The organism is Paenibacillus sp. IHBB 3054 (assembly GCF_051594305.1).
GTDB lineage: Bacteria > Bacillota > Bacilli > Paenibacillales > Paenibacillaceae > Paenibacillus_AQ.
The window spans coordinates 94,184-112,226 of the sequence record NZ_JBOFBG010000013.1 but is presented as its reverse complement, the minus strand read 5'-3'; the positions used below and the strand labels follow the sequence as shown (position 1 = coordinate 112,226).

Sequence of the window (18,043 nt, the reverse complement as noted above, 5' to 3'; positions counted from 1 at the left end):
GAGGTCTTTCAGTCGAATATCTTCAGAAGAAGCCTATTCAATGCATCTGCTTGAATTAATGTACTTAAGTAAACACCGTTTTCGCTGTAAACGAAATGTGTATTTTTGTTGACAGACCTGTAGATAGATGATATTTTAAATTTACAAATTCCAATAGTTTTACTTTGGATTATTAACTGCCGACTGTTCAGACAGAGGTGCCCGTGTTATTTCACACGAGGTCCCTCTGTTTTTTTTGTGTAGATTTTGGGTTTGCCAATTGGAAGGAGGAGCATATGAATGGGTGAAGCTTTGCTGTCTATTACGCATTTGAACAAGAGCTTTGATACAGCGGGCGGGCAGGTACAGGCACTTCATGAGGTTGATCTGCATGTAGAGGAAGGTGAATTTATTACAGTGATTGGACCCAGCGGCTGCGGCAAAAGCACGCTGCTGCGCATCGTCGCCGGTCTGGATACCGGTTATACCGGCAGTGTTACTCTCGAAGGTGAGGAGATTGGCGGTCCGGGTATTGATAAGGGGTTTATATTTCAGGAGCACCGCCTGTTTCCCTGGCTTACCGTGGAGAAGAATATCGCCTCCGACCTGCCGCTTGGCAGGCCGGACATCCGGCAGAAGGTGGATGAGCTGATTGAACTGGTGAAACTGACCGGCTTCGAAAAGTCCTATCCCCGCGAGCTGTCGGGAGGGATGGCCCAGCGTGTGGCGATTGCCCGGGCGCTGCTGCGGAACCCAAAGATCCTGCTGCTCGACGAGCCGTTTGGCGCTCTGGATGCATTTACCCGGGCACATATGCAGACAGTGCTGCTGGACATTTGGCGGCGGAACCGGACCACGATGATTTTTGTAACCCATGACATTGATGAAGCTGTTTTTCTGGGCAACCGGGTAGTCATTCTGGAGCCGCGCCCGGGCAAGATCCGCAAGGTCGTTCCGGTCGATCTGCCGTATCCGCGCAAGAAGACGACTACCTCTTTTCAAGAGCTGCGTCTGAAGGTGCTGAATTATTTCGAGAAGGTGGATGAGCTTGAGCTGACTGACGGGGCAGGGATTTAAGGTTGTCTTTACTGAAACGATTTTACGGAAACAAGGGATTCGTGTTGTCTTTTATCCGACTTATGCGATGTGAATTATATGATAAAAGGAGGGGTATTTATGAGCAATCGGGCCATCGCGGCCAGAACCCCCGGAAGACCCGGAAAAGCGGCCATTGCCGGACTTGGCTTGCTGCTGCCAGGAAGTGTGCTGATTCTGTGGCAGACCCTTGGACATTATGGAATGATCTCGGAGATGCTGTTCCCGACCCCTTATACCATTGCCCAGTCGTTCATCTCGCTCGCTTCCACCGGAGACCTCTGGAGCAACCTCCGGATCAGCGTGATCCGGGCATTGTCAGGATTTCTGCTCGGCGGCGGTCTTGGCCTGCTGTTCGGTGTACTGGTCGGGCTGTTCCGCAGATCGGAGAAGCTGCTGGATCCCTCCCTGCAAATGATCCGGATGATACCGAGTCTGGCCGTAGTGCCGTTGTTCATCCTATGGTTTGGCATCGGTGAAGAATCCAAGGTGCTGCTGATTGCCAAAGGAGCTTTTTTTCCGGTATACATCAATACGTTTATGGGCATCCGCGGGACTGACAACAAGCTGTTTGAAGTGTCCAGGGTGCTTGGCTTCAGCCGGCTGCAGCAGATTCTCCGGCTGGTGCTGCCGGCGGCGGTCCCGAACATAATGCTTGGCGTCCGCCTGTCGCTGGGCTTGTCCTGGCTGGGACTGGTAGTGGCTGAGCTGATTGCTTCCACTTCAGGAATCAAAGGAAAATTCAGGAACGGGGATTATATTATGGAATCTGAATTTGTGGACGACTTGATACATCATGCAGAAGAAGTGCTTGCGCTTTATTCTATCTCGGAACCAGCAATTGAATTTATTAGACATAATGAAAATATGACGTTTAAGGTAACAGATACAAGCGACGACAAACAGTATTTGCTGCGCATACATAAACCTGCAACTGCAGGTCTGTTTGGTATACAACATACGCTTGAAGGCTTACAGTCAGAAATGTACTTACTTCAGGGATTATCCCAAAAGAACAGCCTGCGGGTGCAGAAACCCTCTGTTAACCGTGCGGGCCAGTTTGTTTCAGAATATACAGCCAATGAATTTGGCTCCTGTTACGCAACCTTACTGGAGTGGATAGAGGGTTCAACGCTTACTTTGCAGGAAGACAACATAGGGCAGATTGTTTATGCATTAGGGGAGAAGCTGGCGGAGCTACATCATTTTTCACGAGAATCCTCACTGCCGGCGCTAACCAGACCTGTATATGACGCAGCAAGAATAGATAGTGCGATTGAGGAACTTAAATATGGAATTGAAGCCAGCCTGTACAGTCAAGAGCACTATGAGATCATTAGGGAGGTTCTGGAATATGTAAAGGGACAACTGATGGATTTGGATGCTCAACAAGAGTGGGGGCTCATACATGCCGATGTTCAACTTGGGAATGTCATTATTACGAATGAGGGTCCCTGTTATATAGACTTTGGATTGTTCGGTTATGGCTATTACCTATTTGACCTGGGCAGCGCATCTTCCATCCTTCCAAGCGAATTAAGGAAAACCCTATTGCTGGGTTATGCTTCAAGGTCCACTTTCACTTTTGATCAGGTACGGTATATTGAAGGATTGATTTTTATGGATATATTTATCAGCTATCTATTTTTTATTCATGACCCTGACCGGAATGGCTGGATTAAAGAGGACGCAGCAAAAGTATGCGATACCCTGTGCAGGGATTTTCTTGCCGGAAAAGAAGTTTACTATTCATTTTAAGACCTGCGGAAAGTGAATATCTAATGCCTTGAATTTTATAGCTGAAAAAGCGGGAATAACATTTGACTTTCGCCCGAATATACAAGATATTTATATTGAAGTTTTAAAATAAGTGAATTTCACTCAATACTCCACAAACGGGCGGTGGATCAGATGTTAAGACAGCATGCGGAGGTATATTCCCACTTTGGACAGGCTTACAAAAGGGGAGTTGTTGGAGTAGCTTTTCTTTCTATGGATGAGAAATGGACCCGTATAAATCCCGCGGTAGTCTTGATGCTGGGGTATTCGGAGGAACAGCTCCTGGAGCATGAATTCGGTGAGTTTCTGCATAATGATTCTTTGGCGGTATATAAAAAGATGATGGGGGCTCTGCAAGCAGGAGAGGCCCCCTTTTTTGAATGTGAAATTAAGCTGATCCGTGCCGCCGGCACACCGGTCCGGCTGCTTCTGTATGCTGTGCTTGTCAGCGATCCTTGTACGGGGGAGAAGCTGCATTATTTAATTCATTTGGCTGAGATTCCGGAGGGAAATACCTCCGAAATCGCCCCTCCTCCGAGTGATGAACTCTACCGGCTGATCGCCGCGAACATAAGGGATATTGTGTATTATTCCACTTTGGACAACATTTGCCTGTATTGTTCACCTTCGATTCAGGAGGTGCTTGGGTATGAGCCGGAGAAGCTGATTGGACGCGATATCCGCGGGCTGATTCACCCTGAGGATCTTACAGTTTTGGAGCTCTCTGAGCCCATGGAGTTTCAGAGCATCCAGCTGCGAATCCGCCATGCCGACGGGCGATACCTCTGGATTGAATTCACCCTGCGTTTAATTGAGGATGGGAATAGCATGAGCGTGCTTGCGGTAGGCCGTGATGTAACGGAGCGCAAAGCTGTAGAGACGATGCTGCAGGAATCCATCGAGCGGTATACCTCCCTGAAAAAATATAATCATGATGCGATTATTTCCCTGGATCTGCAGGGCAATATCATAAACGGAAATGAACAAGCCTGCCAGTTGACAGGCTACACCATCCCTGAAATAGCCGGAATGAGTGTGAGTCTGATTATCGGCGCCCATCATCTGCATGATGTAATCGGTTATTGCAATGAGAACAACAGCAAGGAGCGGAACATCAATCTGATCTGGCACAAAGACGGCCATACCGTCGAAGTGCTGACAACGATCGCCCCCATCATCATCAACGAGGAGCGGGTCGGATTCTATATTATCGTGAAGGATATTACCGAGCAGAAGAAGCTGCTCATTGCCAAGGAGATTGCTGAGAATACGAACAAGGCCAAAAGCGAGTTTCTGGCGATGATGAGCCATGAGATCCGCACGCCGATGAATGGGGTTCTGGGGATGACCGATCTGCTGTTGGACATGAGTGAACCGGGCTCCGTGCAGCGCGAATATCTCGATATTATCCGGCAGAGCGGTGATACGCTGCTGAATATCATCAACGATATTCTGGATTTCTCCAAGAATGAAGCGGGCAAAACAGCCCTGCACGAAGAGCCGTTTGTGCTGAGGAACTGCATGGAATCCGCGCTCGAACTGCTGCTCCTTAAGGCGGAGGCGAAGGGGTTGTACATTGAGGTTACGATGGGTGCAGAAGTGCCGGAGCATTTGATAGGCGACGAAGACCGGCTGAAGCAGATTCTGCTCAATTTGGTCGGCAATGCAGTGAAGTTCACCTATACCGGAGGTGTCACAATACAGGTCCGGACTGCGGCAAAAGCCGCAGATGGAATTACGCTGCAATTCACTGTTGCTGATACCGGGATTGGTATCCCGGAAGACTCCCGGAGCCGGCTGTTTGAGCCGTTTTATCAGCTTGAGCAATTTATGGGCCGGCGTCATGAAGGAACAGGTCTGGGCCTGGCCATTACCAAACAGCTTGTTGAACTGATGGGCGGCAGCATCGCACTGGATACCGGCACAGAGAACGGTGCGGCCTTTGTATTCACTGTGGTGCTTCGCGAGGAGAACAAAGGTTCAGACGGAGAACCGGGTACCGAGTTGCCGAGCCTGGGTACGGTTGGCCGGGAGCTGCGTATTTTAGTGGCCGAAGACAATGAAATTAACCGAATCGTGCTGCGCAAAATATTGGAGAAGCGGGGCTACGCTGTTGATGTTGCGGTAGATGGACTGCAGGTAGTGGAGATGGCCGGCAGCAAGGACTATGACATTATTTTCATGGATGTGCAGATGCCCGGGATGAATGGGCTGGAAGCTACCAGGGTTATTAAACAGACGCTTCCGCAGGAGAAGCTTCCGGTAATTATTGCGGTTACGGCAAATGCGCTGAAGGGTGACCGTGAGCTTTGTCTCGAGGCCGGGATGGATGAATATATCAGCAAGCCGCTCAGAAGCGAAGCTATTTCGAATATCATCGGGAAATTTTTTTGAGGCGAAAAAACAGGCTTGGGCGCTTAATCTTATTAAAGGTTATTTTAGTTGCTTAAAGCTGCGAAGCGGTACATTGATGTCTTGCATCAGAGGATCTTATTGATTAAGATAGCATCAACCGGCGCAGAAGAAGCGCCGGCATATAACACAAATGACAATGACGAAGAGAGTAAGCGCTAGAAGCGGATCTTAACAGGGAAGGTGTGCCGGAGACTGAGAGCACCCTCATGAGACGATTAGCGCCGAAGTTCACTTCCGAGTCGGCCCCTGAAGTATTTGCTGCAGCAACTATGGGTAGGGAGGCCCGCGCCCCGCGTTATCGGGTGTAAGATAGGGTTAATCCCGGGCAGGAAATGAGCTTTCATTTTTTGTGCGGCGGTTGTTTTTGATTAATCCTAAATAAGGGTGGTACCACGGCTCCTCGTCCCTTGCGACGGGGGGCCTTTTTGCGTTCATAGGTTGAATTAATCGAGAAGAGGGAGTGGAAGGTAATGAGCAACGTGGAATTGGATGGGCTGAGAGCCCGCCTGGATGAAATTAATGAGCAGCTGCTGGAGCTGATCTCCGAGCGTGCCCAGGTAGTTCAGGAAATTGGTGTAGTTAAAGAAAAGCAAGGCGTGCCGAAGTTCGATCCGGAACGGGAAAAACAGATGCTGGAGAAGCTGGTAGCGGGCAACAAAGGACCTTTCACAAGCGGAACGATCCGCAGCCTCTTCAAGCAAATCTTCTCCGCTTCTCTGGATTTACAGTCTGCCGAGCACAAGAAAAGCATGCTTGTCAGCCGCAAGAGCCACAAAGAGGACACCGTTATTGTCCTGCCGGGCGATGTGACCGTCGGCGGCTTGTCGTCGCTGATGGTAGCAGGCCCTTGCTCCGTAGAAAGCGAGCTGCAGACCCATACGGTGGCCGCGGCGCTGCAAAAGGCCGGCATCCGCGTAATGCGCGGTGGAGCGTTCAAGCCCCGGACTTCGCCGTATGATTTCCAGGGCCTTGGCATGGATGGGCTGCGGATTCTCCGTGAGGCGGCTGATGAATACGGCCTGCTGACGATCAGTGAAATCGTCGATCCGGCACATCTGGAGCCGGCGCTGGATTATGTGGATATTATTCAGATCGGCGCACGCAATATGCAGAACTTTGAACTTCTCAAGGCGGCTGGAGAACTGAATAAACCGGTTCTGCTGAAACGCGGGCTTGCTGCAACGATGGAAGAATTCCTCCATGCGGCTGAGTACATCATGTCACGCGGAAATACCCAGGTCATGCTGATCGAACGCGGTATCCGCACTTACGAGAAATGGACGCGTAATACACTGGACATCTCGGCCGTGCCGATCCTGAAGCAGGAGAGCCATTTGCCGGTGCTGGTCGATGTGACCCACTCCACCGGACGCAAGGATATCCTGATCCCTTGCGCCAAAGCGGCACTCGCCGCCGGAGCCGACGGCATCATGGTGGAGGTTCATCCCGACCCGGCGACTGCATTGTCGGATGCTGCGCAGCAGCTTAATATCGAGGAATTCAATACCTTCTTCAATGAGGTTAAGGCTTCAGGACTATACCGGTAATTTAAAACTATTGAATGGACTTGATTTTCGCAGCATACGCGAGAAAAAGACGGAAATAAACGCTTACAAGTACAGGCTACACTTTTGTGGAGGTTATGGCGGGTCAGGTACAATAGGAATCATTGGCGTTGCACCGGCCCGGACTGTTCGGAACAGTCCAATCAACCATAACAGAAACAGGAGGAAACAGAAGCTTGAAGCAGCTAAAATTAAATAACGGGTGGTTTTCCAATACACGGAGCGATGTTCTTTCCGGAATGACGGTGGCGATTGCACTCATTCCCGAAGCGATTGCGTTCTCGATCCTTGCCGGAGTAAGCCCGATGGTAGGTCTGTATGCCTCCTTCTGCATCGCAATTGTAACATCGTTTGCCGGAGGCAGACCGGGCATGATCTCGGCAGCCACCGGCGCAATGGCGCTGCTGGTCGGCAGTCTGGTAATCCAGCACGGAATTGAGTATCTGTTCGCAGCTACCGTATTAGCCGGAGTTTTCCAAATCGTGATGGGGATGCTCAAGCTGGGGAGATTTATTACCTTTCTTCCGCAGCCGGTCATGACCGGCTTTGTCAATGCGCTGGCTATTCTGATCTTTATGGCACAGCTTACGCATTTCAAGGGCCAAGGCTGGGTGATGTATGCCCTTGTAGCCTTGACTCTGCTCATCATCTATACGGTTCCGCGTTTCACCAAGGCGGTGCCTTCGGCGCTTGTGGCAATTATTATCGTTTCAGTGCTCAGCATTGTGCTTGATCTGGATGTGAGAACCGTGGGGGATATGGGAGAGATAACATCGGCATTGCCGCTGTTCCATCTGCCGCAGCTGCCATTTACAGTGGATACGCTGCTCATTATATTGCCATATTCACTGTCACTCGCTGTGGTGGGGCTGCTGGAATCGCTGATGACGGCAACTTTAATTGACGATATAACCGGCACCGGAAGCGACAAGAACCGTGAAGCGAAGGGGCAAGGATTGGCGAACATCGTCACGGGCTTTTTCGGAGGCATGGCAGGCTGTGCGATGATCGGCCAATCGATGGTTAACATGAAATCGGGTGGACGCACCCGGCTATCTACCTTTGTGTCGGGGATATTCCTCTTGTTCCTCATCCTCGTTCTTGGTGATATCGTGAAGCAAATCCCAATGGGAGCGCTGGTAGGCGTCATGATCATGGTGTGCATCAGCACCTTTGAATGGGGCTCGCTGAAGACGCTGGCCCGCGTACCGCTAAGTGATGCGCTGGTAATGATTGTAACGGTTGTTACGGTCGTGCTAACGGATAATCTGTCCATCGGGGTGTTGTTCGGTGTTCTGCTCAGTGCCCTGACGTTTGCCTGGAAAATAGCCTCGATTTCCCTGAGCGTCCAGACATCCGCCGATATGGCCACATATGTGGTTTCCGGCCAGCTGTTTTTCGGTACGACAAGCCACTTTATTCATGAGTTTAATTATGAGGGCGATTCAGAGAACATCAGGATCGACTTCACACATTCCCATGTATGGGACCAGTCAGCGGCTGGCGCCATTGCCAAGACGATCAGCAAGTATGCGGCGTATGGCAAAACGGTTACGATTACCGGATTAAACGAGGAAAGCACACAGCTGGTAAAACGGGTTGGCTTGTCCTTATCCGGCGGACATTTGTAATTCATATGATTAATAATCATCTTTTTAGCAGCTTTCTCTATGGAGAAGGCTGCTATTTATATATTATAGAAGAACGGCGATATTCCGGGCAGAAGAGGAGTGGAGAAATGAATCTCATCCTGAAAAAAATAACCGCAGTGCTGCTTGTGCCGCTGCTGACATTGGCATCCGGCTGCTTGCCGTCCGGCAAAGAAACTGCGGAACTCCGCGCTACTGCCGCTCCCCAGTCAACGGCAACGGCTGCAGCTATCTCCGGCGGTTTGGATGGCATAGCCTCCCCGCCGCCGGAGGGAAGCTCCCATCCGGAGAACAGAGCAGGGCTGATTCCACTGGACTGGCAGCGGGTGGAACTACAATATAGATAATAAGGGGACACCGGCGGAAATGCTGCGAATAGACACAGGCCATACCCGGGAGCTGGATGTTGACGGCGATGGTTACCGGGAGGTAGTGGCAGCACATGGAACACCGATGACCGCATATGTATACCGCTATCACAGCGGGTACGCTGAATTTATATACCTTAATGACGCCTTGCAGGCCCAATCCGTTGTGCTTAGAGACGATTTGGTCTACGAAGCCTCCGACATGGGCGGGGAGATAACGAGAGAATACCGCATTACTCCAGAAGGAATGATTCCGGTAGCCGCTTCTCCCTAATAAAATATAGAATACTTCCCTACTAAAAATTCCTTGCGACCGCTGGTGCTGCACAACCGTATAAAAGGTTAACAATACCAAGCAGAGCATAATTAGGGAGGTTTCAACAATCATGGAGATTAATTCGAAATTGAAGCAGACTAGGCCAGGCAAACTCATAGGCATCACGGCAGCGGTATTGGTTCTGGGGCTAATCGCCGCCAACTCATTTGCTACCGTAGAGTACGGACATGTAGGTTTGTACAAAACCTTCGGCAAACTGAACAACAATATGCTGACACCGGGCATTCATTTGAAAATCCCTTTCTTCCAGAGTGTGATTCAGGTCAACACGCAGGTAACCAAAGCAGAGACGGACACTACGGCATCCTCCAAGGACCTTCAGCCCGTATCTACCCATGTAGCCGTTAACTATTCGGTCAATAAAGACTCTGCCTATAATCTGATGAATAATATTGGAGGCAATTTTGATGCGGTGATCATCAACCCGGCGATTCAGGAGATTGTGAAGGAGGTAACGGCTAAATACCCCGCAGAAGATTTGATTACACGGCGTGATGCCGTGGCGGGAGAAATCAGTGGTCTGCTCACTGCACGGCTGGCCAAATATGATCTAGTCGTTAATGACATCAACATAGTCAATTTCAAATTCTCCGATGCCTTTAACCAATCGATTGAAGCGAAGCAGGTCGCTCAGCAGCAGGCGCTGAAGGCGGAGAATGATCTCCGGCGGGTCGAGATCGAAGCCAAGCAGAAGATTGCCCAGGCACAGGCGGAGGCCGAATCCTTAAGACTGAAGAAGCAGGAGGTTACACCTGAGCTGGTGCAGCTGAAGCAAATTGAGGTCCAGGAGAAAGCGCTGGAGAAATGGAACGGCGTACTGCCGTCCGTAACGGGCGGGGCGACGCCATTTGTGGATATTGATTCGCTGACGAAAAAGTAACCCTTGCCTTTGACATAAAGAAGAGCCTTGCTCCAGAATGAGAGCAAGGCTCTTTGCATGATTGTAAGAAGATAGCTTGTCCGGTTTCCCGTTAATCAGTATTGGAAGAGCATCGTCGGAATTTGCCAGCCGGCGCCTACGGACCAGAAGAAGATATAATCCCCGCGTTTGATCCGTCCATCCTCAACTCCACGCTGAAAGGCGATAAATGGACTGCTTGTGGCGGTATAGCCGAATTCGTCGCCAACATAGATGAATTTCTCTTCACTAAGGCCGAGCCCCTCTTGAATCAGCTCAATATTTTTAAGTGAGAATTGGGACAGGCAGAAGGCAGAGATATCATCGGTAGTCAAGCCGTTGCGGCTCAGCAGCTCTTTAATATCGGCTATGGCCGCATCCACGCACACGGTACCGTCAAACGGCGTCCAGCGGATTCGAATCTGCTCTGCTGTTATATCTTCGCGATAGATATTGGACAATCCGCATGCTGGAAACATAATGTTCTCACAGCCTTCGGAATCTGTGTAGTACAAGGAATCTGTAAATCCCCCAGCTTCACTGCTCCGCTCCAGAATAACGGCGGCTGCCGCATCTCCAAAGTTAGGATAGGTAATTTCATCATCCGTATTGCAGTTGACTGAGCTGTAGTCGCTCCCTGTGATCAGCGCATAACGGATGCTTGGGTTCGACTGCATGTAACGGCTTGCCTGTTCAACAGCCGCTACCATACCGGCGCAATTGGCATTGGAATCCAGAGTAATGGTGCGATGCTTGCATTGCAGTTTGTTGTGCAGCAGCAGGGCATTGGTAGGATAAGTATACTCCGGTGTCTGTGAAGCGAACACAATCATATCGAGATCTTCACTTTGCAGACCGGCATCCTCAAGCACCTTTTGTGCCGCCTTTAATCCCATCGTCAGCGAATTTTCGTTTTCGTCCTTGATAATGTATCTGTTCTTGCGGCCCATCACTTCAAGGAACCGCTTGATGTCTTTCCCCATTTGCGCGAAATGATCAAGGTAATAATCATTGCCAACAATGTGCTGTGGATGGTAGTACGCGGCATTGCGGATTCTAATGTTTTCTCCGGTATGTTTCATCAGGTTCACCTACACTTCGATAATTTCATAGTTTGCCAGTTTTGTGGAGCGGGCCACCCGGCTAAGCTGCATTTTCAGCACCGGACTTTTGGCGATCGTGAAGACTACTTTTTTGAACCCGGATTGTTGGTACAGAATATAGCATTGCTCCAGCATAGGCAGCACATCCGGGGAAGAAACATTCAGCGCAGTGCAGTCCAGGACAATCTCATATTCAGCCGGGTCAAACTTGCTTACGGTTTGATTATATTCCTGAATAAACCGTCCTGCGTCCTCCTCTGACATGGTTCCTTCGACTTGTACATCCAGTTTGTGCTCTTTGGTGTTCGTTGCGAATTTAAAACTACCCATCTGTCCAAACATCTCCTTCTACAAATTAATTGTGAAATCAATCAAGAAAAATATGGAAACCAATAATTCCATATAATTATTATCGTTGTTTTGAAAAGGATTATTTAGCATAATTAAACTTTTTATTTTTTTATATTTATAAAATAGGGGTTAATCCATTCCGTGCAGAGGTACATAAGCATATTGAAAGGTGTAGAACGCTCTCCTTTGCCTTTCCAAAGCGTTCTTCTATTGGTATGATTACAGGGTGTGAGAATATCTACTGCTATGGAGGAATTAACAATGAGTGAAATTACACTATCCGGGATCATTGATCATACGCTGCTGAAGGCGGATGCACGGAAAGAAGATATCATCAAGTTGGCGGAAGAGGCCAAAGCCTATAAGTTCGCCTCGGTCTGCGTAAATCCGGCATGGGTATCTGTTGCCCATGAAGTCTTGAAAGATACACCTGAGGTAAAAGTATGCACGGTTATCGGCTTCCCGTTAGGCTCTTCCACACCGGAAACTAAGGCCTTTGAAACAACCGATGCAATAGCAAAAGGCGCAGGTGAAGTCGATATGGTGATCAACATCGGCGCTTTGAAGGATGGCAATGATGAATTGGTGAAGCGTGATATCTCTGCTGTTGTTGATGCAGCCCGCGGCAAAGCATTAACCAAAGTCATTATCGAGGCTTGCCTGCTGAGCGATGAGGAGAAAGTCCGTGCCTGCAAGCTTGCCGTTGAAGCGGGAGCAGATTATGTGAAGACTTCGACCGGATTTTCCACCGGAGGAGCCACCAAGGAAGATATCGCACTGATGCGTGCAGCAGTCGGTCCGGACATCGGCGTCAAAGCATCCGGCGGTGTGCGCAGCGCAGAGGATGCCCTTGTTATGGTTGGAGCCGGAGCGACAAGAATCGGCACTAGTGGCGGCGTGGCTATTGCCAAAGGCGAACAGAGCCAAAGCAGCTATTAAAGTTCATGCAGTCCAGCTACTTCAGCTACAAAAAACCGGCTGCGCCATCCTTGTATAAAGGACGGCGCAGCCGGTTTTTTTCTAAAGGTAGGACTTGATTATATAATTCACATCATTATAACTAGGGTAGTGTTTTCCGCTGCAATGTCCATTGAAGGAAGGTACAACTGGTGCAGCTCAGATTAGACCAGTCCTTTGTCCATCGCTTTGCTGATCAGAGTGGCGAACAGGCTGTTGGACCAGGCGAACCACTCGCGCGAGAAATCGGCGGGGTCGTCAGGGTGGAAGCCTTCATGCATATATCCGGTATCCGCATCCGTCCGTATAAGCATATCGATCAGTTCTTTGATCTCCTCATCATTGTCTGCCGTCAGCGCCTGCATGGACAGCGCCATATGCCAAACATAACCTCCCGGCGTATGCGGACTGCCGATCCCTTTGGCATGTTTGCCTTCGAAATAGAAAGGGTTGTCGAAGCTGAGAGCAAACCGGCGGGTGTTCTGATAAATTTCATCCTCCACACCCACATAACCAATATAAGGAATGGACATCAGTCCCGGTGTGCCGGCATCATCCATCAGGGAATAATTGCCGTAGCCGTCCGTTTCATAGGCGTAGATTCTGCCGTATTTCGGGTGGTTTACAATTCCGTAGGTACGGATGCCGAAGTCAATCTCCTTGCGCAGCTTTGCAGCCCGGGCCGCCAGTCTTTCGTCCTTGTACACCTCGCTTGCGATCTCACGGATATACCCCAGAATCACCACGGCGAACATATTTGAGGGAATATTGTAGCCGAATTCGCAGCTGTCATCGCTTGGACGGAAGCCGGACCAGCTCATGCCGGTGTAATTGACGGGCATACCGCGTCCGTTGTTGTACAAAGTCTCCGTATCCTGAAGCGTCTGCCGGATGAAATGGTACGGCGATTTCTCCCCGTGATACTGCTCCGTTTCTATAACGTTCACGATGGAGGTCAGCGCCTGGTAGCAGGCGGTATCGAAGATATCAGTCTGCTCCGCTTCCTTCCAGTACATATAAGCCAGTTGTACGACGAAGCAGAGGGAGTCCAGCTCGTATTTGCGCTCCCACATCCACGGATTCAGATTGCAGTCGTCGGTGTCCCGGTAATGCTTGTCGCTTGCTGTTTCGTTGAAGGCATTGGTATACGGATCGGTATTGACATAGAACATCTGCCGGGCAATCAGGCCGCGGAGAATCCGCTGAAGCTCAGGATCAGATTTGGCAAAAGGAATATAATGGCGCACCTGTTCAGTGGAATCACGCAGCCACATGGCCGGAATATCCCCCGTGAATACGAAGGTAGTGCCGTCATCAAGTAGTCTGGTTGTAGTCTCCAGCGTATTCGGAAAACAGTTACGGAACAGTTTTTGCAATTTCGGATGGTGAGCAAGCCGTTCGTCGGCTTCATTCAGATACTGGGTAATGGAAGCTGGCAAGTTCATAGTCTAACTCCTCCTGGTATGGTTGATATTAGGGTTGTAACGGTTGCAGTGCATAGGTGACAATTTGGGCTTTGCTGACGGAACTGCGAAGGATTCCTTCGTCTGATGCTTCCCTGTGGTTCCGCCGCTCCAGAATATCACTGGCGTATGCAGCCTGTACGGGAAAATGAGCCTTAAGCGTAAAGTCCTGCTCCTTGTGCGCCAGATTATACCACCGCAGGACAACGTCCTCAGTGTCTTCGGACATTTTGAATGCGGAGAGGGCCAGTGTGCGGCCTTGCCACTCCAGTGGCTGATACTCGGCAGGCAAGGAGCCCTGCTGCCAGCCGGTCTGGGTAGTGAACCATGGGGCCTGATATTGATAGGCCCAGGCAAAAGCCTCGGGCTCGGCAGCATCTCCGGCATAAGGACGAATCGCAAATTCTACGGTATGCTCACCCAGGCACTGGGCTTCCGGTGTAGGGAACACACCCCAGTCCCCCAACTCCGACACGCTGCGCAGCAGAGTCACAGCAATGGTATTCCTCCCGTCGCGCAGGACCTCGTATTCATTCAGTCCTTTGTTGGCGATCATAAGTCCGGCGCTGCCATCCGACACACTGACAAAAGCCTGCTGATGCTGGGCGTTGCTTGGATTAATCCAATCGGGAGCCGGATCAATATCGCGCTCCGCCGCTTCAAATATGGAATCGGCCAGAAGGGTGGAGGCGGCAAGACTAGTAGGGAAGAGGACGCGCAGCCGGTGGTCCATGGCCTGATTATTAAACTTGGCAGAGACCTGAATGCCGGTCCCTGCAGCCTCAAGGCTGATCCGGGTCACGATCCGCAGCGGCACTTGCTCCGAGGAACGTCCTGCCTTGCGTTGCCGGAACGGAACCATTTTGCGTTTCTCTTCCGCGAACGCAGCATCGGCGGAAGCTGGGATTTCCCATTCGTGGACGATTTCGTAGGTAATGCGGTAGGGTTCATGCTCGGCAAGAGAGATACGGGCCGTGAGACCACGGGTAGTCAGCGGCACATCGCCCTCCGGCTGACGGAACACATACTCATTCCCCACATCGCCGCAGTTCTCATAGACGCCGAGTCCCTTAAAGACTTTACCGGTATGTTTGTCCGTTACATCATAGGAGCCGTCCTCCCGGATCCCAATAGCGAGGAAGTCGTTGGCCATTCCCTGTTCCATGAGTCTCAGTGGACTGGCAGCAGCTTCGGTACGGACATCCGGTGACTGTATCCAGGCATATGTTTTGTAGCCGAGCGGTGGTACCTGTGCGGCCTCGAAGGTCAGACGGAGTTTGCGGGCCATATAAGGCTTGCGGAACTGGTCGTCCGGCAGCTCATAGCCGAACTGGGTGCCCAGATCTTCCGCCCGGCAGGAAATGCTCCGCCCTTCACTGTCCAGCAGCCGGCCGTTGTCCAGATCAAGCGGCAGCCGGTCCAGCGCCTCGGCAATCGCCGCCGGGTTCGGCCCTTCCTTGAAATAGCGCTTGCCGACAATGACCTCCACGCTTACCGTACCGCTGCGTTCCCAGCCTGTAGTATTGAAGACCGCTGCCGGAACGGCGGATTCCCCCCAGGAAGCCGTGTTTGCAGTACCGATCACTCCGGTTATGGCCTTCAGGCTTTCTTCAATAATGGCTTCACCCACATGTCTGCTCTTCTCGAAGCGTCCAATCATTTCGCGGTGAACCTCATCCACGCTGCAGCCGCAGATGCTGTCATGCGGATGATTCTGCATCAGGGTCTTCCAGGCGTAGGTTAGCAATGCATGGGGATAAGCCTTCCCGCTGACCAGATAAGCCAGTGTAGCCAGAGGCTCGGCGCCCTTCTCCAGCAGGGTCTGACCCCGCTGGTTCATCTGCTTCAGGTAGACGCGGGCGGAAGCGGTGTTCACAAGCGTGCCCCAGCCGTCGGTGTGCTGGCTGCGCAGCTCGCCGTTCACGGTCACGAGATCTTCAGGCAGCGAGGGCTTAAGCGCCTGCAAATACTGCTCGAAGCTGGAATGGACGAAATCCACATCCGGATACAGCTCCCTGGCGGTCTCCAAGGCATCGGCGAGATTGCGCTGCACAGGCTGATGATCACAGCCGTTCATGAACAGCAGCTCCGGGGTGGAGGCATATTTACCGGCATCGGCAAGCTTTTTGTCCCAGAAGGCCGTGGCTTCCTGCGCCTCCACAGGCACCTCGTTACCGTTGCTGTACCAGTTCGCAAAGAGCAGTCCGAGCACGCTTGAGCCGTCGGGAGACTCCCAGAACATTTCGGAATAAGGCGATTCATAGCTTGCACTGTTCAGCTCACCGACCATATTGTCAAAGCCAGTCGGCTTCACACCGCGTCCGAACACTGCAGTCTCAATATCTGCCTGCCGGAGCAGCTGCGGTGCTTGTCCCATATTGCCAAAGGAATCGGGGAAATAGCCCAGCTTGGAGATGACGCCATACTTGGCCGCATCCTGATGGCCGATCAGCAGATTGCGGACATTGGCTTCCGAGCTCGTCAGGAATTCATCCTGCAGCACATACCAGGGTCCGATGACAATGCGTCCTTCACGGATGAATTGCTCCAGGATTTCTCTTTTCTCAGGATGAACCTGAAGATAGTCTTCAATAATAATGGTCTGTCCGTCCAGGTGGAAATAACGGTAGCGTTCGTCCTTCTCCAGGGTCTCCAGGAGTTCATTCATCAGCTTCGCCAGCAGAGCATGATGACGCTCGTAAGGCATGTACCATTCCCTGTCCCAATGCGTGTGGGAGATCAGGTGGGCGGTTGTACGGGTCATGACAGAAACCTCCTATATCGTCAGTCAATCATTTAGTCAGGCATTCGTAGCAAATGTTTGCATACCTGTCCTGTGATCACAATATGTAACTTTTGCAGCCCGGAGGGAGGTTCATAATTCACACATTTCAGGCGGTGGTCCATACGAAGGTGACAATGGCAGAGCAGGCCGGAAAGTGCCGTAGCAGCGCGGTTTTACACTCCCTTAACATGACAATGCAGAACCTACATATTTACGATGTCAGCTTAGTTTCACTACAATTTGTGTTGTAAGCGTTAGCAAGAGTTGCATTATGAAGAATGCGAAGCAGCTACACGACTTAATGTTATGGAAACTAACATAGAGAGGAGTGGAAGAATGAAGGGGAGTAACGCTGCGGTATCCGGAAGTCCTTCATTGAAGAACAAGTCCCTTGGCAAAAGGATCTGGAAAAACTGGGAGCTTTATCTGTTCATGCTTCCCGCATTACTGTATTTCTTCGTTTTTCATTATGGTCCGATGTACGGCATCCAGATTGCTTTTAAGAACTTCGTGCCTTCCAAAGGAATCACGGGCAGTGAATGGGTTGGTTTTGACCATTTCGAACGGTTCTTCAATTCCTATTTTTTCTGGGATCTGCTCTGGAATACCTTCAGCATCAGCTTCTATGAACTTGCGATCGGGTTTCCGCTGCCGATTATTCTGGCGCTGGCCTTCAATGAGGTCCGCAACGGCCCGTTCAAAAAATCGGTCCAGACGGTCACCTATGCACCGCATTTCATTTCTGTAGTTGTCATGGCAGGGATGATCATTACCTTTTTATCACCCTCTATCGGAATGATTGTGCGGGTCATTGAGTTTCTCGGATTTCAGCCTGCACAGTTTCTGACCGATCCGGCCTGGTTCAAGACGGTGTATGTCTTCTCGGGCGTCTGGCAGAGCACGGGGTGGGGGACCATTATTTATCTTGCGGCCCTCTCGGGCGTAGACCCCCAGCTGCATGAAGCGGCTATAGTGGATGGAGCGAGCCGGCTCAAACGGGTGCTGCATATCAATCTGCCGACAATTGTGCCGACGATTACGATCATGCTGATCTTGAATATGGGTAATATTCTCGGCCTTGGCTTCGAGAAAATTCTGCTGCTGCAGAACTCGCTCAATATGGAAGCTTCCGATGTAATCTCCACCTATGTATACCGCGCCGGCCTGGTGAACGCCCAATACAGTTTCTCAACGGCTGTCGGATTGTTCAACTCGGTGGTCAACGTCATTCTGCTGGTTACCGTCAACCGGATTGCCAAACGCACCAGTGAGAACAGCCTCTGGTAGAAAGGAGTTGAA

Annotated in this window: 14 protein-coding genes; 10 read left to right on the top strand and 4 right to left on the bottom strand. The window is 50.8% G+C overall.

Annotation, left to right across the window (positions count from 1 at the left end; all coding sequences use genetic code 11):
• Nucleotides 1–279: 279 nt before the first annotated feature.
• From ACQ76X_RS16495 to ACQ76X_RS16460, 8 genes are all read left to right on the top strand, one after another.
• On the top strand, nt 280–1,056 hold the full coding sequence (locus tag ACQ76X_RS16495) for an ABC transporter ATP-binding protein (RefSeq protein ID WP_438495051.1): 777 nt from the start codon (nt 280–282) through the stop codon (nt 1,054–1,056).
• 99 nt (nt 1,057–1,155) lie between these two features.
• Nucleotides 1,156–2,832, top strand: a complete 1,677-nt coding sequence (locus ACQ76X_RS16490) for an ABC transporter permease subunit (RefSeq protein ID WP_438495050.1) — start codon at nt 1,156–1,158, stop codon at nt 2,830–2,832.
• A 153-nt stretch (nt 2,833–2,985) separates the two neighbouring features.
• Entirely contained in the window at nt 2,986–5,247 is a 2,262-nt protein-coding gene (locus ACQ76X_RS16485) for a PAS domain S-box protein (RefSeq protein WP_438495049.1), read from the top strand.
• Between the two features lie 491 nt (nt 5,248–5,738).
• Nucleotides 5,739–6,815: a bifunctional 3-deoxy-7-phosphoheptulonate synthase/chorismate mutase gene (locus ACQ76X_RS16480; RefSeq protein ID WP_438495048.1), complete on the top strand. Its 1,077-nt coding sequence runs from the start codon at nt 5,739–5,741 to the stop codon at nt 6,813–6,815.
• Between the two features lie 194 nt (nt 6,816–7,009).
• Nucleotides 7,010–8,464 (top strand): SulP family inorganic anion transporter, encoded by a 1,455-nt coding sequence (locus tag ACQ76X_RS16475; RefSeq protein ID WP_438495047.1) that lies wholly within the window; start codon nt 7,010–7,012, stop codon nt 8,462–8,464.
• A gap of 107 nt (nt 8,465–8,571) precedes the next feature.
• Complete coding sequence (locus ACQ76X_RS16470; protein WP_438495046.1) at nt 8,572–8,829, top strand: hypothetical protein; 258 nt, start codon at nt 8,572–8,574, stop codon at nt 8,827–8,829.
• A 19-nt stretch (nt 8,830–8,848) separates the two neighbouring features.
• Entirely contained in the window at nt 8,849–9,124 is a 276-nt protein-coding gene (locus ACQ76X_RS16465; RefSeq protein ID WP_438495045.1) for a hypothetical protein, read from the top strand.
• A gap of 112 nt (nt 9,125–9,236) precedes the next feature.
• Nucleotides 9,237–10,067 (top strand): prohibitin family protein, encoded by an 831-nt coding sequence (locus ACQ76X_RS16460; RefSeq protein ID WP_438495044.1) that lies wholly within the window; start codon nt 9,237–9,239, stop codon nt 10,065–10,067.
• A 95-nt stretch (nt 10,068–10,162) separates the two neighbouring features.
• On the opposite strand, the gene ACQ76X_RS16455 is transcribed toward ACQ76X_RS16460, so the two are convergent.
• Entirely contained in the window at nt 10,163–11,167 is a 1,005-nt protein-coding gene (locus ACQ76X_RS16455; protein ID WP_438495043.1) for a ketoacyl-ACP synthase III, read from the bottom strand.
• Nucleotides 11,168–11,176: 9 nt separating this feature from the next.
• A complete protein-coding gene (locus tag ACQ76X_RS16450; protein ID WP_076114131.1) occupies nt 11,177–11,518 on the bottom strand; it encodes a hypothetical protein in 342 nt (113 codons plus the stop codon).
• A 282-nt stretch (nt 11,519–11,800) separates the two neighbouring features.
• Between ACQ76X_RS16450 and deoC the strand changes: the two genes are divergently transcribed.
• Nucleotides 11,801–12,478, top strand: coding sequence for a deoxyribose-phosphate aldolase (gene deoC / locus ACQ76X_RS16445; protein WP_340896456.1), 678 nt, complete (start codon nt 11,801–11,803; stop codon nt 12,476–12,478).
• Between the two features lie 182 nt (nt 12,479–12,660).
• On the opposite strand, the gene ACQ76X_RS16440 is transcribed toward deoC, so the two are convergent.
• Nucleotides 12,661–13,941, bottom strand: a complete 1,281-nt coding sequence (locus tag ACQ76X_RS16440; protein WP_438495042.1) for a glycoside hydrolase family 125 protein — start codon at nt 13,939–13,941, stop codon at nt 12,661–12,663.
• Nucleotides 13,942–13,969: 28 nt separating this feature from the next.
• A complete protein-coding gene (locus tag ACQ76X_RS16435) occupies nt 13,970–16,723 on the bottom strand; it encodes an alpha-mannosidase (protein WP_438495041.1) in 2,754 nt (917 codons plus the stop codon).
• Nucleotides 16,724–17,080: 357 nt separating this feature from the next.
• Between ACQ76X_RS16435 and ACQ76X_RS16430 the strand changes: the two genes are divergently transcribed.
• Nucleotides 17,081–18,031 carry an ABC transporter permease gene (locus tag ACQ76X_RS16430; RefSeq protein ID WP_438495040.1) on the top strand — a complete coding sequence of 317 codons (951 nt, stop codon included), beginning with the start codon at nt 17,081–17,083 and terminating at the stop codon, nt 18,029–18,031.
• Nucleotides 18,032–18,043 lie beyond the last annotated feature (12 nt).

Excerpts from the sequence above, each read along its gene's own strand:
- ACQ76X_RS16495 (WP_438495051.1), top strand. The coding sequence starts at position 280 with ATGGGTGAAGCTTTGCTGTCTATTACGCATTTGAACAAGAGCTTTGAT.
- ACQ76X_RS16490 (WP_438495050.1), top strand. The coding sequence starts at position 1,156 with ATGAGCAATCGGGCCATCGCGGCCAGAACCCCCGGAAGACCCGGAAAA.
- ACQ76X_RS16485 (WP_438495049.1), top strand. The coding sequence starts at position 2,986 with ATGTTAAGACAGCATGCGGAGGTATATTCCCACTTTGGACAGGCTTAC.
- ACQ76X_RS16480 (WP_438495048.1), top strand. The coding sequence starts at position 5,739 with ATGAGCAACGTGGAATTGGATGGGCTGAGAGCCCGCCTGGATGAAATT.
- ACQ76X_RS16470 (WP_438495046.1), top strand. The coding sequence starts at position 8,572 with ATGAATCTCATCCTGAAAAAAATAACCGCAGTGCTGCTTGTGCCGCTG.
- ACQ76X_RS16465 (WP_438495045.1), top strand. The coding sequence starts at position 8,849 with ATGCTGCGAATAGACACAGGCCATACCCGGGAGCTGGATGTTGACGGC.
- ACQ76X_RS16460 (WP_438495044.1), top strand. The coding sequence starts at position 9,237 with ATGGAGATTAATTCGAAATTGAAGCAGACTAGGCCAGGCAAACTCATA.
- ACQ76X_RS16455 (WP_438495043.1), bottom strand. The coding sequence starts at position 11,167 with ATGAAACATACCGGAGAAAACATTAGAATCCGCAATGCCGCGTACTAC.
- ACQ76X_RS16450 (WP_076114131.1), bottom strand. The coding sequence starts at position 11,518 with ATGGGTAGTTTTAAATTCGCAACGAACACCAAAGAGCACAAACTGGAT.
- deoC (WP_340896456.1), top strand. The coding sequence starts at position 11,801 with ATGAGTGAAATTACACTATCCGGGATCATTGATCATACGCTGCTGAAG.
- ACQ76X_RS16440 (WP_438495042.1), bottom strand. The coding sequence starts at position 13,941 with ATGAACTTGCCAGCTTCCATTACCCAGTATCTGAATGAAGCCGACGAA.
- ACQ76X_RS16435 (WP_438495041.1), bottom strand. The coding sequence starts at position 16,723 with ATGACCCGTACAACCGCCCACCTGATCTCCCACACGCATTGGGACAGG.
- ACQ76X_RS16430 (WP_438495040.1), top strand. The coding sequence starts at position 17,081 with ATGAAGGGGAGTAACGCTGCGGTATCCGGAAGTCCTTCATTGAAGAAC.